Origin of the sequence: Acidicapsa ligni (assembly GCF_025685655.1) — a bacterium.
GTDB lineage: Bacteria > Acidobacteriota > Terriglobia > Terriglobales > Acidobacteriaceae > Acidicapsa > Acidicapsa ligni.
On sequence record NZ_JAGSYG010000004.1, the window covers coordinates 19765 to 36720 of the forward strand.

Sequence of the window (16956 nt, forward strand, 5' to 3'; positions counted from 1 at the left end):
TTGATGAAGTGATCTGCTGATTATGTCCAGCGGACTCGTTCATCACGATGCCTGGTTTGTTTCTGATGAATACAGATTCGAAATGCAAATCCTCACAGAGAATCTGATGAGCCGATGCTTGTGCATCCAAGGAAAAGGAAGACATGCCGGAGACGTCACTGCTTCAAATCGTGTCGGGATTCAAGCCAAATGTCGATGGCATGGGAGACTTTGCACGGCTGATTGGCGAGGCGTTATGGCAGAAGAAGTCGATACAGTCGCACTTCGTCGTCTACCGCCGTCCAAACAAGTCCTTTGATCCACAGGAGATTCTTCCCAATACTATCTCCTATTTGGATGAGTCAACGCCTGCTGAGTTATCAGAGCATCTGGTGGAGCTATGCGCACAGCGCAAATTTGATAACGCATTGGTTCATTACGGAGCTTACGCATATTCGCGAGAAGGCAAGCCGGCGGAGTTCGGAAAGGTCATCGAAGAGCTTGCTAAGAAGATGCCTGTTTCGATCTTTTTCCATGAAGTTCAAGCAACGGCGATGCCCTGGAAGCGGGCATTCTGGACCTTTCCGGAGCAGCGAAAGACCGCGATGGGACTGGTGCGCTGTGCCAAAGTGTCTTTCACCTCAAACTCGGAATATGTAAAGACCCTGGAGCGATTCAAAGTTCCCGGAGCAGTGATCACGAAGGCGCCAGTTATCTCGAATGTAGGCGAACCAACAGACCCTCGTCCTTTGAAAGAAAGAGCGAGACAGTTAGTTATCTTTGGACAATTTTCCAATCGAATCAGGATTTATGAGAAGCATCGCCAGTTACTGGAAGATGTTTGCAAGTTACTTCGTATTCAAACTGTTGTCGATGTTGGATCGGGGCAGAGTCCGAGCATTCCGAGTACGGTGGCCGGAGCTGAAGTCAAACGCGGCGGCTGGATGGATGAACAGCAGGTGAGCGTGTTGATGTCCGACAGTATCGCGGGGCTGGTTTGTTATGCGCCGGATATATGGGAAAAGTCCGGAGTAATCGCTGCATACCAGGCTCATGCACTTGTGCCAATTCTAGTGCCGCTGCAAAAGAGACTTACGCCGGAGCCGGCATATCTTCCGTATGTTTCGTGCGAGGCATTGTCCCGGCTTGCTACTGCGGATGGCGTGGTTCCAGAGGAGCAGTTACAGACAATCGCCACGGACGCTCATCGATGCTATGTCGCGAATCAATCCGTGAACGCCTGTGTTGAAGCTATCTCGGATGTACTTACTCGCAGCTAACTTGATCGATGGATAAGTTTGTCTATATATTCAGCGCGGGAGACAGCGTTCTTGCTCTGCCGGTCTCCCGCACCTGTTTTCCGCATTGGTATGTGCTGATGCAGGATGGGTTAGACCAGTTCGTAACCGGCAAACCAGTAGCCGATTTCAAAGGCTGCGGTTTCAGGGGCATCCGAACCGTGGATCGCGTTTTCCTCGATGGATCCGGCGAACTTCTTGCGGATGGTGCCTTCTTCTGCGTTGGACGGGTTTGTTGCTCCCATCAGTTTGCGCAGATCGACGATCGCGTTGTCTTTCTCCAGAACGAGCAGCACGATTGGTCCATTGGACATGAACGTGGTGAGCGAGTCGAAGAATGGGCGGGCGCTGTGAACGGCGTAGAAGCCCTCAGCCTGCGGCTTGGAGATGGACTGCTTCTTGATGGAAACAATCTTGAAGCCAGCCTTTTCGATCTCTGACAAAATAGCGGCGGTATAGCCTTTGCGAACTGCGTCCGGCTTGATAATGCTGAAAGTACGTTGCGACACGGGTGATACTCCCTTACACAGAATTGCGATTCTCCTTTATTGTAATTGGCCAATGTATATGCATGGTTGATATGGGTCCCGTCTGCTAGAGTTTCAAGCATGTTTCCGAAATTGTACTTTCCCTCTTTTGTCCGGCATAGTGCGGCTTTACTGGTCTGTTTGCCTGCCTGTGCCGGCCTCGCACAGACTTCTACGGCTGCGCCATTGACTCCCTCGGCGTCTGGTGCTGCTGAGCTTCGGGTTTTTGACCCTTCTTTGGTCGATACGTCAGTCGATGCCTGCGAGAACTTTTACCAGTACTCGTGCAAGGGCTGGTTCAAGCGCAATCCGTTGCCTGCAGATCAGATTTCTTACGGACGCTTTACTGAGCTATATGAGCTGAATCGGCTGCATTTGAAGCAGATCCTTGAAGCTTCCGCGGTGCCGGGCGCTACCCGGACAGCGAATGAGCAGAAAATCGGCGATGAGTACGCAAGCTGCATGGATGTTGCTGCGATTGACCAGAAGGGCTTGGCCTCACTGCAGCCGGAGTTGGATCGTATCGCCGGGCTGAAGAGCAAGGCGGAATTGCCAGCGCTTATCGCTCATCTGCACAGCATTGGGGTGAATGTCTTTTTCGGGATGGGTTCCAACCAGGATTATGCCGACTCCGCTTCGGTGATCTCTTTTTACAGCGCTGCGGGCCTTGGTCTGCCGGATCGCGATTATTACACCCGCACCGATGCCAAGTCGGTTGAGCAGCGCCAGCAGTATGTCGCGCATGTGAAGAAGATTCTGGCGTTGGCTGGAGAGCCCGAGGCGCAGGCGGCGAAGGATGCAAATACCGTGCTGGCTATCGAGATGGGTCTGGCCAAGGTGTCGCTTACGAATGTGGAACAGCGCGATCCGCAGAATCTGAATCATCCAACGGACGTGACAACGATGGAGAAGGAGCTTACGCATTTCTCTCTGGCGTCGTATATAGCCGCCGATCATGCTCCCTCATCGGGCAAGGTCAATGATATGGAACCGAAGTTCTTTGCCGGTTTCAATACGCTTATCGAAGAGACGCCGCTCGATCAGATTCGAGCTTACCTGCGCTGGCATCTGCTGCATGCCTTTGCTGGCGAGAGCCTGCCTCAGCGTTTCGATGAGGAGAACTGGAACTTCTACGCGCATACGCTCAATGGGGCAGAGAAGGAGCAGGATCGCTGGAAGCGTTGCACGAGCCGCGTTGATAGTGAACTTGGCGAAGCCTTGGGGCAGGTCTATGTGGCGCAATACTTTTCGGCTGAAGAGAAGCAGCGCACGCTCGATATGACCCTGGCGATCGAGCAGGCCATGAGCAAAGACATCGATTCGCTTGACTGGATGAGCCCTGAAACCAAGGTTCGCGCCAAGGAGAAGCTGCATGGCGTCATGAACAAGATCGGCTATCCCGATAAGTGGCGCGATTATTCCAAGCTCACGATTGTTCGCGGCGATGCGCTGGGTAATCAGATGCGCGTGCAGGAGTTTGATCATGCGCGTGACCTTGCCAAGATCGGCAAGCCGGTTGATCGCGGCGAGTGGGGTATGACTCCGCCGACGGTGAATGCCTACTACGATCCGCAGCAGAACAATGTCAATTTTCCCGCGGGATATCTGCAGCCACCGTTCTTCAGCGGCAAGGAAGATGACGCGGCGAACTATGGCGATATGGGATCCACGATTGGCCATGAGTTGACGCATGGTTTCGACGATGAGGGACGGCAGTTCGATGCCAACGGCAACCTGAAGAATTGGTGGACCAAGGACGACGAGCTCAAGTTTGGCGACCGCTCGGATTGCGTTGTGAAGCAGTACGATGCGATCGAGTCGGTTCCCGGTGTGCATCTGAATGGCAAGCTGACACTCGGTGAAAACCTCGCGGATCTTGGGGGCACATGGCTGGCGTGGCTCGCATGGCTGGATAAGGCTCGCGAGGCCCATCTGGACATGGAAGCCAAGACGGATGGCTACACGCCAGAGCAGCGCTTCTGGATTGCTTACGCGCAGCAATGGTGCACGCAGACTCGACCGGAGGCTTTGCGTACTGCGGCGCAGACTGATCCGCATGCTCCGGATGAATGGCGCACGAATGCCATTCTTCAGGATTTGCCGGAGTTCGCGAAGAGCTTTTCGTGCAAGGCGTCGTCAAGGATGGTTGCGGCCAAGCCTTGCCGTGTTTGGTGAGAGGTTTTTCCTGAGACAGCAAAAAAGCCCACCATCTGGTGGGCTTTTCGCTTTGCTGACGTAGCCTGACTATCTACCGATAACCTCGGCGAGTTTGGCGCCGATATCTGCGGGAGAGACGACGACGTGGATGCCCGCGTCGGTCATGGCCTTCATCTTTTCGGCTGCTGTGCCTTGACCGCCGGAGATGATGGCGCCAGCATGGCCCATGCGGCGGCCAGGAGGCGCTGTTTGTCCGGCGATGAAGCCAACGACCGGCTTCTTCACATACTGCTTTACGTAAGCCGCTGCGGCCTCTTCTGCCGATCCGCCGATCTCGCCAATCATGATGATGGCTTCGGTGTCGGGATCTTCGTTGAGCAGCTTCAATGCGTCGATGTGAGTGGTGCCGATGATTGGATCGCCGCCGATGCCGATGGCGGTTGACTGGCCGATTCCGCGCTGCGTGAGCTGATGTACGGCCTCATAGGTCAGTGTTCCCGACTTGGAGACGATGCCCACGGAGCCTTCAAGATGAATGCGGGCGGGCATGATGCCGATCTTGGCTTTACCGGGCGAAATTACGCCTGGGCAATTTGGCCCGATGAGCCGCGATGCGGAGTTCTTGATCTTGCCCCATACCTTGATCATGTCCAGAGTTGGAATGCCTTCGGTGATGGCTACGATCAGCGGAATACCGGCGTCTTCGGCTTCAAGAATTGCGTCGGCTGCAAACGGTGGGGGCACGAAGATTACGGTTGCATTGGCGCCGGTCTTTTCGACGGCTTCAGCAACGGTATTGAAGACTGGCCAGCCTTCGTGTGTGGTTCCGCCCTTGCCGGGAGTTACGCCACCGACCACGACGGTGCCATATTCAGCAGCGCCCTTGGCGTGAAACGTTCCTTCTTTGCCGGTGATTCCCTGAACTATCAATCGTGTGTTTTTATCAACGAGTACGGACATTTATGCACCTGCCTTTGCTGCTGCGACAACCAGATCGGCAGCTTCTTTCATCGTTGCGCCTACCTGGAAGTTGAGGCCCGAGTCCTTGAGAATCTGGCGTCCTTCTTCAACGTTTGTGCCTTCGAGACGGAGCACGATGGGCACGGTTACGTTGAGGTTTCGCGCGGCTGCGACTACTCCTGTAGCCAGGCGGTCTACGCGTAGAATGCCTCCGAAGATGTTGATGAAGATTGCCTTGACGTTCTTGTCCGAGAGCAGAATTTCGAATGCATGTTCGATCTGCTCCTGAGTGGCGCCGCCGCCTACGTCGAGGAAGTTGGCTGGGCTGCCGCCAGCGTATTGAATGATGTCCATCGTGGCCATTGCCAAACCTGCGCCGTTGACCATGCAGGCGATGGAGCCATCGAGCTTGATGTAGTTCAGGGCGTACTTGCTGGCCTCGACCTCAAGCGGATCTTCTTCGGCGACATCGCGGAGAGCCTTGATCTCGGGATGGCGGAAGAGCGCGTTGTCGTCAAAGGTCATCTTGGCGTCGAGCGCAAACAGCTTGTCGTCCTTGGTGGTGATGAAAGGATTGATTTCCAGCAGAGATGCGTCTGTCTCGACGAAGGCCTTGTAGAGGCTCTGGAAGAAGGTGACGGCCTGATTGACCTGCGTCGGCTTGAGGCCGAGAGCGAAAGCAATCTTGCGTCCTTGATAGGCGGCGAGGCCAATCGATGGATCGATCTCTTCCTTGTAGATAGCGTCGGGGTCTTTGGCTGCTACTTCTTCGATTTCCATGCCGCCTGCCTGCGAGGCCATGAAGACCAGCTTGCCGGTAGCGCGATCGAGGACGATGCCGAGGTAGAGTTCGCGGTCGATGGCGGCTGTCTCTTCGACCAGCAGGCGCTGGACCTTTTGTCCGACGGGGCCAGTCTGATGCGTCACAAGCTGCATTCCGAGGATGGACTTGGCAGCCGCTTCGGCGTCCGCCAGGTTGCGGACAACCTTGACTCCACCACCCTTGCCACGGCCACCGGCGTGAATCTGAGCCTTGACCACCACGCCTGAGGCCCCATTGGCCAACAGGGTTCTCGCGGCTTCAGCCGCTTCCGGTAGCAGATTGGCTACCTCACCCCTGGGCACGGGCACGCCGTACTTCGCCAGGATCGTCTTTGCTTGGTACTCGTGAATTTTCATCGTTTGTAGGGCTCACTCGCTAGCGACAGAAGGGTTTTCCCGTACTCTCGTCCGTCTGTCTTTGATTGGATGAGGATCGTGTGGGTGCTTCTGCGGCACTCAAATAGTACCGAACGCAGCAAAGATGCGGCAAACGGGATCGGCACAGTATGAAACGAGCCGTCATTCCATGATTTTCCTGTTGCCCGCCGTTCTGCCGCGACCCGTTACGATAAAGGGAAGAGGTTCATCGTTTTGGGAATACTGAAAGAATTGCTTAAGCCCCTCACTGAGGATGGCGCTGCCCTTACAAAAGAGCAGGCGCGTGCTGCGCTTGTGGAGATTCTCGACGGGGATGTCTCGGATGTCGAAACCACAGCCATGCTGACGGCGCTCGCGACACGTGGCGAACTGGCTCCGGAACTGGCCGGGTTTGTGGAGGAGATGCGAGAGCGTGCGACTCCGATTCCGCTCACGGACGAAGAGCGCGATCTGCTTGTGGATACCTGCGGCACGGGTGGCGGGGGGCCAGCAACTTTCAATATTTCGACCGGCGCGGCATTGGTAGCGGCCGCAGCCGGAGCGCTGGTGGCCAAACACGGCAATCGCGCTGTGACATCGCGCTGTGGGTCGGCGGACGTGCTGGAATCGCTTGGCGTTCCGATTACACTGCCGCCCGATCTGGCCGCGGAGTGTCTGCGCGAAACAGGATTTGTCTTTCTCTTTGCTCCAATGCTGCATCCGGCGATGAAAGCGGTGGCTCCGCTGCGGCGCGCGCTGGGTTTTCGCACGATCTTCAATCTTTGCGGGCCGCTGACCAATCCGGCGAGGGCGCGTGCGCAGGTAATCGGAGTGCTGGCGCCGAGCCGGGCATTGCTTATGGCGCGGACATTGCTGGAACTCCAGACGACGAGGCGGGCCTTCGTGGTTCACGGGCTGGACGGGTTGGACGAGCTTACTCTGACGGGCGAGTCGATTGTTGTCCGCGTTGAGCCGGCGGCGGAGCCATCCATCAAGGCAGCGCGTATAACTCCCGATATGGCGGGGGTTGAACTTGCGACGCTGGCTGAGTTGTCGGGCGGCGATGCGGATGAGAACGCCAGCATTCTTTACGACATCATCACCGGCATTCCCGGGCCGAAGCGGGAGATTGTGCTGCTGAATGCGGCTGCCGCGCTGGTTGCAGCCGGGCTCGCCAATGATCTGAAGGAGGGCGTGGCCCAGGGTGCGGAGGCTATCGATTCTGGAATGGCGGCGGTTACTTTGCAGAAACTACGCGGATTCGGAGCGAAATACGGGAGCCGTTCCTGAGTTTCGAATCTCCCACAGGCTCCCGGTACAATACGGGAGAGACACGTCTCCGAGATCGCAGTACTGGAATCGATACAGCAATGGCCTCTAATGCACGTCCGCGCGTCCTGAGTGGGATGCGCCCCACCGGCAAGCTCCACCTCGGCAACTACATGGGCGCACTGGCCAACTGGGTCAAGCTCCAGGATGACTACGAGTGCTACTTTTTCATCGCAGACTGGCATGCGCTGACGACGGATTACGCCGATACCTCCAAGGTAAAGACGAATATCGAAGAGGTTGCACTCGACTGGCTCGGCGCTGGGCTTGATCCGGAGAAATGTGTCCTCTTTCTGCAGAGCAAAGTGCCGGAACATGGCAAGCTGTTCCTGCTTTTCAGCATGATTACGCCTCTCAGTTGGCTGGAACGCGTGCCCACGTACAAGGAACAGCAGGAAAACCTGACAGGGAAGGATCTGACGACGTACGGATTCCTTGGCTATCCGCTCTTGCAGGCAGCGGATATTCTTCTCTACCAGCCGGAGTTTGTCCCGGTAGGCCAGGATCAGGTTGTTCATGTGGAACTGACGCGGGAGATCGCCCGGCGGTTTAATTTTTTCTATCCGAAGCCACTCGGAGATCATGCTCCCGGCCAATCCGGAGATGCTCGAATCCTGGAGACTGTGTTGCCGGAGCCGAAGGTGTTGTTGACGCCTTCGCCCAAGCTGCCTGGGACAGATGGACGCAAGATGTCCAAGAGCTACGGGAATACGATTCAACTCACGGACTCCGAGGCCGAGGTTCGTCAGAAACTGAAGACGATGGTCACCGATCCGGCAAGAGTTCGCCGCACCGATCCTGGCGATCCGGATAAGTGCCCTGTCGGGGATTTGCACAAGGTATTTTCCTCGTCCGACAAATTGCTCGAGGTTTACGAGGGCTGCCGGACGGCGGGGATCGGCTGTATTCAATGCAAAGGCTGGGCAGCCGACTCGTTAGTGCAGATACTTGCTCCAATTCAGGAGCGGCGTGCTCGGTTCACTGCCAGTCAAGCCATCGAGATCATCGAGGAAGGCTCTATTCGAGCTCGACGTCGCGCCGCGGAGACCATGCGGGAAGTGGATGATGCAATGCAGATGCCTATCGGCTAGGGCCAGATTGCAATGGAAGAAGAAATTGAATTGACCGAACAACCCGCCAACCCGAAAGTTACTTCCGACGAGACAAAAGCCACGCCGGTGCTTGTCCTGACGCCCAAGCCTGTTGCCCAGGCCAAGTTTGATCCGTTCAATCCACCAGATGAAAAGCATGCGTCGAAGCAGAAAGCCCAGCCGGAAGATCCGCAGGCGTTTCCGTTCTCGGTTACCGTGGGCAAGGTCTATGACGGCCCGATGGACTTGCTGCTGGACCTGATCCGCAAGCAGGACATCGATATATATGACATTCCGATTGCGCGTATCACGGCGCAGTTTCTGGGGTATGTCGAAAAACTCAAATCCACGGATGTGGATGTTGCGGGCGAGTTTATTTATATGGCTTCGCTGCTCATCCATATCAAGAGCAAGATGCTGCTGCCGCGCGCGCCTGCCGGGCCGGACGATCCCCATGCCGACGATCCTCGCCGCGAGCTGGTGGAGCGGCTGCTGGAGCATGAGCGCTTCAAGAACGCTGCGCAGATGCTGCAGCAGAAACAAATGCTGGAAGCTGCTTCGTGGACCAATCCGGGTATGCGCGAGTTTCGCGAAGATGCCGCTGCCGAGCCTGAAATTGCCGCAGACACGGTCGATCTGGTGCGTATTTTCAGAGACATACTAGAGCGCGTCCGCACCCGGCCTGTGCTCAATGTCGAAGAGGATTCCGTCACGGTGGGCCAGATGATTCAGTTCCTAGGCCGACGTCTGACGATGGAAGACAGGCCCGTATCGCTGCGCCGCCTGCTGGGGAACAGCCGTTCTCATCGGGCGCTTGTGGCGATGTTTCTGGCGCTGCTGGAGCTGGTGCGCCTGCAGGCCATTCTGCTCAACCAGGACCAGCTTTTCTCTGACATCTTTATCAAGAAGAATACCGAGTTTGAAAACGTCGTAAACGAGCTTGCCAGCCGTGCGCACGATGATTGGCGATAGATAACTCTGCTGAGATTGTTCCTAATCGGGAATAGTTGCACTCTAAACTGTGCAATTATCCCCTATTCATTAAATATTCATAAAAATGCCTCCTTTGAATTCACATTCTGGCAATCGTTGCCCTGTTAGCTTCCGAATGTTGCACTTTGGGGGGATTTTGCATGGCTACGATAGCTACACCAGATGCAGGCACGTCGCTTCTGGATAAGAAAATGAAAAAAGGCCCAGGGCTTCTGGGTGGAATTATCTTCGCAGCCGTGATTCTTGGCGGTTTGGGCTATTGCGGTTTCAATATCGCTAGCGATGTAGGACATGTAGCAGTGGTCAGCGTCTGGCCTTATGTCCTGCTTGCGGTTGCGCTGTTGATTGCACTCGGCTTTGAATTTGTTAACGGATTTCACGACACAGCAAACGCAGTTGCAACTGTGATCTATACACACTCACTCGAACCGCATGTGGCCGTGGTCTGGTCCGGCATGTGGAATTTGATTGGCGTGCTTACGTCGAGTGGAGCGGTGGCTTTCGCGGTTGTTTCGCTGCTGCCAGTTGAACTCATTCTGCAGGTCAGCTCGGGCGCTGGTTTCGCCATGGTCTTTGCGTTGTTGATCGCAGCCATTTTGTGGAACCTCAGCACCTGGTGGCTTGGACTGCCGGCTTCCAGTTCGCATACCATGGTTGGTTCCATCATTGGCGTAGGCGTAGCCAATCAGTTGATGAGCGCGCACAGCGGAACTGCTGGCGTCGATTGGGACCAGGTAATCAAGGTCTTCCGCGTACTTCTCATCTCGCCGCTGGTTGGTTTCGGCCTCGCGTTCCTGCTGATGTTGATCACCAAGAAGCTGATCAAGTATCCGGCGCTCTTCACTGCCCCCACAGGAGACGAGCCGCCGCCATTCCTGATTCGCGCATTGTTGGTTCTCACCTGCACCGGTGTCAGCTTTGGACATGGTTCGAACGATGGCCAGAAGGGCATGGGCTTGATCATGCTCATCCTCATCGGAACGGTTCCTACCGCTTACGCACTGAATCACACGATTGGCCCCAAGGATGTTGTCACCTTCGTCGCTGTATCTGATCAGGCGACCAAAGTGCTCGACAACCATGTGGACAAGAACGCGCTCATGGGCGATCCACGCGCCGATGTGACTCAGTTCATCAGCACCAAGAAGTTCACGCCTAACACCATGGTCGCCCTGCGCGAACTGGTGCAGGACATCAGCCACGAAGTTGGTCTTTACAAGGAACTGAAGGCGGTTCCGGCGCGGGATCAACAGAACGTCCGTAACGATATGTACGTGGCCAGCGCGGCGCTGACCATGATTCACAAGAGCCATACCCCGGCCTTCAGCGATGACGAAGACAAGATCCTGGGCAACTATCAGAAGAGCCTGGATCGCTCGACGAAGTTCATTCCGCTCTGGGTAAAAATTGCCGTAGCGCTCGCGCTCGGTATGGGCACGATGGTGGGCTGGAAGCGGATTGTGGTTACCGTTGGCGAAAAGATCGGCAAGGAGCACCTGACTTATGCACAGGGCGCCACGGCCGAACTGATCGCAATGGGAACCATCATTGCCGCCGACAACTTTGGCCTGCCGGTGAGCACGACGCATGTGCTCAGCTCGGGTATCGCCGGTACGATGGTTGCGAACGGCAGCGGCCTCCAGTGGTCTACTCTGCGCAGCATTGCTATGGCCTGGGTTTGCACTCTCCCGGCGGCGGCATTGCTCTCGGGTGGCCTATTTTGGATCTTCCGGATGTTCTCCTAAGGCAATTTGAGGGGAATTGGACCGTCAGCTAACCATAATCGAGTCTTAATCAACCATCCAAAGGGCGTCCAGAATCTGGGCGCCCTTTCTATTTGTGGCTAAATTCCGCAAGGATTCCCAGCTTCCGGTACGATACCTAAGGTGCCTATTTAAAAAGATGAGTCTGAAAGCCAAGCTTGAAGCCGTAATCTACGCTGCCGAGGAGCCCATAACCCTCGCGCAGATGGCCGTTTTGTTTGCCGACGAAGCGCTCGAATGGAAGGCAGAACTTGCTGCCCAGCGCGCCGAGGAGAATGCCGAAGCGCAACTCGATCTGGGTCCGCCTGCTGAGTTGGACGCGGTGATCGAATCTGCTGCTGAACCTGCAACGGTGACTGAAGAGGCCGCTGTCTCGATGGGTTCGCTGGAGGTCTCAGATTCGGCTGCCTCGTTAGTCTCGTCAGATTTAACGGTCGCGCCAGATCAGGTCGATTTGGGCGATTTAGTCGATTCGGCTGCGTCGAGTGAAACTCTGTCCGAAGCCGCTGCCGCAGTTGTTGTGGATCCGGAGCTAGAGGCCAAGCGCCTCGCCCGGTTACGCGATCGCGAGATTCGCGAGATCCTACGCGGTTTGCTTGACGAACTGCTGGCGGAGTATGCCAGTGCTCCACGCGGCATTGAGATTCGCGAAATAGCCGGGGGCTATCGCATGGCTACTAAGCCGGAGTGCCACGACGCGGTTCGCGCCTTTGTTAAGAGCCTTAAGCCGCCGCTCAAGCTCTCGCTGCCAGCGTTGGAGACCCTTGCCGTCATTGCGTACAAGCAGCCCATTACTGCGCCTGAGGTAGGTGAAATTCGCGGCGTGGACTCTGCTGGCGTGCTTGGCTCCCTGATCAGCCGCAAACTTATCTCCACGGCTGGCCGCAAGCAGGTTGTCGGCCGCCCGATGCTGTACAAGACCACCAAGGAATTTTTGCTCCGCTTTGGACTCAAGGATGTCGCCGAATTGCCTTCGATGGAAGAGTTCGAGAAGATGGCGGCGATTGAGCTGAGCGAGACGGACGACACGGATTTATCGGCCGAATCCGGCAATCTTTTTGCCGAAGCGGAATCATCGGAAGACGCGCCGGAATCTGATCATGAGTCCGGTCGGGAATCCGGGCAGGAATCTGGGAAAGAAGAAAGCGAAACCTCTGATCCGGTGAGACATGAACCGGAAGCTACAGAAACATCCACTCCTACCGCAGAGCCCTCCCAGGAGGCAGCGGAAGCACATGCGCCCGTCGAGAGACAGGACGCCGAAGAAATTGAGGCAGAACCATGAAGTCCGATCCTATTGAAACTGATGTAACCGAAGAACCTAAACCGAAAGCCAAGAAAGCGAAAGCGGCGAAAGAGTCCGCAGTAGAAAAGTCGGCTGCCAAAAAGACAGCCACGAAAAAAACTGCTGCGAAGAATCTGGTAGCCGAGGAAGTAATTACTCCGGAGCCGGAAGCGAAGAAGAAAGCGGCTAAGAAAGTTGCGACCAAGAAGGCCGCAGTTCCAGAACTGCCTGCGGAAGAAGCTGCAGAGGAAATTGCAACAGAGGAAGTTGCAGCAGAAGCTGTGACCGAGACTGAGCCGGTCATCGAGGCCGAGCCCGTCATCAAGACTGAGCCTGTCGTCAAGGCAATCAAGAAGTTTGTGGGAAAGAAGGCCGCTGCGAAGAAGGCAATCGTTGCAGAGCCAGATGCAGAGGAAGAGATCCCCGCTGGTCCGGAGCCAAAGCTGGAGCGTTTGCAGAAGATTCTGGCCCGCGCCGGAATTTCATCGCGTCGCAAGGCGGAGGAACTGATCCTGGGTGGGCAGGTGCAGATCAACGGCAAAGTCGTGATGGAGCTGGGCACCAAGGCTGATCCGGCGCGTGACCATGTCCGCGTGGATGGCAAGCTGCTGCAGGGGCCGGAGCGCATCCGTTACTTTGTATTGAACAAGCCCAAGGGGTATGTGACCACGGTGAGCGATCCCGAAGGCCGCCCCACGGTAATGCAGTTTTTTGAGCGCGAAAATGAGCGCCTTTATCCGGTCGGCCGCCTGGATTACCTCAGCGAAGGCTTGTTGCTGGTGACTAACGATGGCGATCTGGCCAACAAGCTTACCAAGGCGTCGTCGGGAGTAGAAAAGACCTATCTGGTGAAAGTCGCCGGGCAGCCGACGGAAGATATGCTCGATGTTTTGCGCGCAGGCGTGGTCATCGAGAAAGGGCGTCCTGGCACAGGTTCGGGGCGTGTCCGGACGGCTCCGGCGCAGATTCGTCAGGTTCGCCAGGGCGATAACCCCTGGTACGAAGTGATCATCATTGAGGGCCGCAACCGCGAATTGCGCAAGATGTTTGAAGAGATCGGCCACCACGTGGAGAAGATTCGCCGCGTCGGTTATGGTCCGCTGGTCCTCGATCTTGAGCCGGGAAAGCTACGCGAGTTGGAGCCGGAAGAGGTAGAGCAACTTCGTTTGACGGCGGCTGGAAAACTTAAAAACCGGCGCAGGCGTGGTCCTGCTCCCGCACAATTATCACGGGAAGCAGGCAGGACAGTGCGCTTTAAAAAGGCCGACGGCAGGCCAGGATACGAAAAGCCGAATTACGGAATTCCACTCAAAGACAGGCCTCCTGTTGAGAACCCCAGGCAAGCTCGTCCCACGGCGAACAGACCCACTCTGGACAGAGCGGATCATGCTGCGCCGAATCCAGTGCGGCCCAGCTTTGTGAAGTCCGGTTCACCGAGGCCGAGCTTTGACAAGCCAGCTTATGGCAAGCCTGCGTTCGATAAGCCGGGCTTCAAAAAGCCGGGCGGCGGCAAGGGTGGATTCAAGGGCAAGCCTCGCGAGTTCGAACCGCCGGTTACTGATTTTGTGGTGCCACGCAAGGCGATTCCTGATGATTTTGATGAGCCGAGTCTCGGTGGCAAGGGTGCTTTCAATCCGGATTACAAACCAGGCTTCCGCACAGGCGGCAAGCCCGGATTTTCTGCTGGTGGCCCACAAAAGCGTTTTGGAGCGGATGGCTCCCGGCCGGGTTCAGGCGGCGGAAGGCCTAGCTTTGATCGCGACAGGCCCAGCCGTGCTCGCACCGACGAAACCCGTGCAGAACGGCCGTCATCGTTCCGTCCTGCGCCATCGGACGAAGCGGATTTCACCCCGAGCGAGCCGCGCAAGCCAAGCCGTATCGGGATCGAACCTGTGACTGAGCGCCCTCGTGAGGCACGTTCTTCGCGTCCGTCTCCGGGAGGGAAGCCTTTTGGCAAGCCCTTCCAGCCGCGCGGTGATCGTGGCGAGGGATTTGCAGGCGGTGGCAAACCGTTCCGTCCTGCTGGCGCTCGTCCGACCGGGTCGCGTCCTCCTTCGGGAGACAGACCGTTCCGTCCTCGCACAGAAGGCGCACAAACTGGCGAAAGGCCATTTCGTCCGCGGACAGATCGTCCTTCGGGAGAGTCCAGACCGCCATTCCGCCCGAAGCCTTTCCAGGGGCGGGGAGATGGTCCTTCATCGAGCGGTAGCAGGCCGTTCCGGCCTCGTACGGATGGACCTTCTGCGGGCGGACGTCCTTCGTTTGGCAGAAGTGCATCCGGGGCGGGCGGCGGTTCTTCCCGTCCTGGTTCGTCACGCAGCGGCTCTTCGCGGACTGGTTCTTCTTATTCTGGTTCGGATTCACGTCCTTCGAGATTTACTCCCCGATCGGATGGGCCTCCGGCACGGCGGTCCTCTTTCGATGGAGGTGAAGCGCCTCGGGAGTTCCGTCCACGGGAGCCGAGAAGCTTTGGCGGCGATAAGAGACCGAGCGGCCCGGGAAAATTCGGCGCGGGCAAGAGCTTTGGCGCACGGAAGTTCGATAGCCCGAAGCCTGCTCCCGGTGGAAGCAACAGCAAGCCCTCGGGCAAGTTGGGGCCAGACGGACAGCCCCGTGTGAAGGTTCGCGCTCGCGACTCCTTTACGGGCAAGAACAAGGGCCGTCCAAAGCCGAAGCCCAAAAGCGAAGACTAAATAACGGCTGGCGTCCGGGAGTTTGTAGCGAAAGGCTTCCGGGCGCCTTGCGACCGAACCTGCGCCTGACCATCTAAAGAAACCAGAGGGTCATCATGGAGAAAGCAACGTTTGGAGCGGGTTGTTTTTGGGGCGTAGAAGTTGCATTTGCGAATATTCCCGGGGTTACAGCGACGGCAGTCGGTTACGAAGGCGGCAAGACGCAGGGGCCTACATACAAAGACGTGTGTACGGACGCTACCGGGCATGCTGAGGTAGTGGAGCTGGACTTTGACCCGGATAGGGTGAGTTATCGCACCATTCTGGATAACTTCTTTGCTCTTCACGATCCGACCCAGCTTAATCGCCAGGGGCCGGACTGGGGCACGCAATATCGTTCCGCTATCTTCTATCACTCCGCTGAGCAGAAGGCCGCAGCAGAAGTCAAGATTGCCGAGCTTACGGCTGAGGGCAAATTCACACCGCGAAAAATGGTGACTCGGATAGAGCCCGCTCAAACGTTCTGGCGTGCCGAGGAATATCACCAGCGCTACCTGGAAAAGCGCGGTCTGGCCAGTTGCCACATCTAAACCGTTAGAAAATGACATCTATCGGCCCCGCTTTCAACTGCGTCAGGACGGGGACGCGCTTGAAGCGGGGTTGATTTTGAGGGGACTATTGCTTGTAAGACCTTCTTTTGAGCTACCCTGGCTAAGTGTTGATTGCAGCGCCGAGCAGTCGTTTCAGAGCCTGAACATAGTCGGTTAAAGCTGTGCGGCCCGACGCTGTCATGCGATAGAGAGTCTGCGGTTTGCGCAGGACGAATTTCTTCTCCATTGCTACATAGCCAGCCTCTTCCAGCTTCAGCAACTGCGCTCCGAGATTGCCATCGGTTGAGCCTGTCTTTGCGCGCAGCCAGATAAATTCCGCTTCTTCTACTGTCGAGAGCAGGCTCAGCAGGGCGAGTCGCAGCTTTCCGTGGACGATCGGGTTCAGTTCGGGTAGATCGGTAGCGGACTCCGGTACGGACTCAGGCATGGGCTGCACCGGATTTTCTTTGATTGGCCCTTCGCTCGCGAGCTTCAGAGATCATCATGTAGCTCCCGAAAACAATCTGGCCGAGGAAGATTGCTACCAGGCCAAGGATCGAACTCTGTTTGACGGTACCAAAGCAGGAGAGCGCGGATGCTGTCCACCAGATCAGGGCGCAGGCAAATTGGGCTTTCCATTTGAGAATGATGCTGGAGATGGCGTTGGCCGCGCCGAGCATGGCTGTCACGACTGCGATGAAGGTTTGGACATCGATCCGCCTGGCGATACTCGCGCACAGGCAGAAGGTGAAGAGAGAAACTCCGACTCCGATCCAAATGGCGCTGATCGCTCTCCCAATGGTTGTCTCTGGTTCGCGTCGGCCTTTGAGTGAGGCAATAACCGCCGTCAGGATGCTTGTGCCGATCATCGTCACCGGCCACGCCAGATTACTTTGACCCAAGGCAGACCAGGCAATGGCGACGTAATAGGCTATTCCCCACAGGACGAAGGTCCATCCCCAGCTTTCGGTTGTCTGGCGGCCTTCTGCGATCATGGCCTCAATGAGGTTGAGCCTGCTTTTCAATTCCAGATCTTCCATCTTCTCGTTCATTTGAATCTCCTTCGGAAGGCTCGTTTGATTGGCAGAGCGTTCCCCGATAAGGAGTACTCTATTTTATAGAGTAATAGTAGT

General features: G+C 56.5%; 14 protein-coding genes. 9 read left to right on the top strand and 5 right to left on the bottom strand.

The genetic code is table 11. From position 1 onward, the window contains the following. The first annotated feature begins 143 nt into the window (after positions 1–143). Positions 144–1259: a hypothetical protein gene (locus tag OHL19_RS14325; RefSeq protein WP_263358404.1), complete on the top strand. Its 1116-nt coding sequence runs from the start codon at positions 144–146 to the stop codon at positions 1257–1259. A gap of 110 nt (positions 1260–1369) precedes the next feature. Here the strand turns inward: OHL19_RS14325 and ndk are convergent, their stop codons facing one another. After that, a complete protein-coding gene (ndk, locus tag OHL19_RS14330) occupies positions 1370–1786 on the bottom strand; it encodes a nucleoside-diphosphate kinase (protein WP_263358405.1) in 417 nt (138 codons plus the stop codon). 99 nt (positions 1787–1885) lie between these two features. Between ndk and OHL19_RS14335 the strand changes: the two genes are divergently transcribed. Continuing rightward, on the top strand, positions 1886–3979 hold the full coding sequence (locus tag OHL19_RS14335; RefSeq protein ID WP_263358406.1) for a M13 family metallopeptidase: 2094 nt from the start codon (positions 1886–1888) through the stop codon (positions 3977–3979). Positions 3980–4048: 69 nt separating this feature from the next. On the opposite strand, the gene sucD is transcribed toward OHL19_RS14335, so the two are convergent. Then, the gene (gene sucD, locus OHL19_RS14340; protein WP_263358407.1) at positions 4049–4921 is read right to left on the bottom strand and encodes a succinate--CoA ligase subunit alpha; all 873 of its coding nucleotides are present in this window, start codon (positions 4919–4921) and stop codon (positions 4049–4051) included. Continuing rightward, complete coding sequence (gene sucC / locus OHL19_RS14345; protein ID WP_263358408.1) at positions 4922–6100, bottom strand: ADP-forming succinate--CoA ligase subunit beta; 1179 nt, start codon at positions 6098–6100, stop codon at positions 4922–4924. Between the two features lie 234 nt (positions 6101–6334). Here sucC and trpD point away from each other — a divergent pair, with 234 nt between their 5' ends. The 7 genes from trpD to msrA all read left to right on the top strand — a co-directional run bounded on the left by trpD (position 6335) and on the right by msrA (position 15823). Further along, positions 6335–7390, top strand: coding sequence for an anthranilate phosphoribosyltransferase (trpD, locus tag OHL19_RS14350; protein WP_263358409.1), 1056 nt, complete (start codon positions 6335–6337; stop codon positions 7388–7390). An 80-nt stretch (positions 7391–7470) separates the two neighbouring features. Next, positions 7471–8520 (top strand): tryptophan--tRNA ligase, encoded by a 1050-nt coding sequence (gene trpS / locus OHL19_RS14355; RefSeq protein WP_263358410.1) that lies wholly within the window; start codon positions 7471–7473, stop codon positions 8518–8520. 12 nt (positions 8521–8532) lie between these two features. Beyond that, positions 8533–9492 carry a segregation and condensation protein A gene (locus OHL19_RS14360; RefSeq protein ID WP_263358411.1) on the top strand — a complete coding sequence of 320 codons (960 nt, stop codon included), beginning with the start codon at positions 8533–8535 and terminating at the stop codon, positions 9490–9492. Positions 9493–9653: 161 nt separating this feature from the next. Then, positions 9654–11258, top strand: coding sequence for an inorganic phosphate transporter (locus OHL19_RS14365; RefSeq protein WP_263358412.1), 1605 nt, complete (start codon positions 9654–9656; stop codon positions 11256–11258). 157 nt (positions 11259–11415) lie between these two features. Continuing rightward, complete coding sequence (gene scpB / locus OHL19_RS14370; RefSeq protein ID WP_263358413.1) at positions 11416–12561, top strand: SMC-Scp complex subunit ScpB; 1146 nt, start codon at positions 11416–11418, stop codon at positions 12559–12561. Continuing rightward, positions 12558–15254 (top strand): pseudouridine synthase, encoded by a 2697-nt coding sequence (locus OHL19_RS14375; protein ID WP_263358414.1) that lies wholly within the window; start codon positions 12558–12560, stop codon positions 15252–15254. Before scpB ends, OHL19_RS14375 begins: the two co-directional genes overlap by 4 nt. 95 nt (positions 15255–15349) lie before the next feature. After that, positions 15350–15823 (top strand): peptide-methionine (S)-S-oxide reductase MsrA, encoded by a 474-nt coding sequence (msrA, locus tag OHL19_RS14380; protein WP_263358415.1) that lies wholly within the window; start codon positions 15350–15352, stop codon positions 15821–15823. A gap of 121 nt (positions 15824–15944) precedes the next feature. Here msrA and OHL19_RS14385 read toward each other — a convergent pair whose 3' ends face one another. Further along, positions 15945–16271, bottom strand: coding sequence for a winged helix-turn-helix domain-containing protein (locus tag OHL19_RS14385; protein ID WP_263358416.1), 327 nt, complete (start codon positions 16269–16271; stop codon positions 15945–15947). Next, positions 16264–16875: a hypothetical protein gene (locus OHL19_RS14390; protein WP_263358417.1), complete on the bottom strand. Its 612-nt coding sequence runs from the start codon at positions 16873–16875 to the stop codon at positions 16264–16266. The genes OHL19_RS14385 and OHL19_RS14390 overlap by 8 nt, the downstream gene beginning before the upstream one ends. Between the last annotated feature and the right edge of the window lie 81 nt (positions 16876–16956).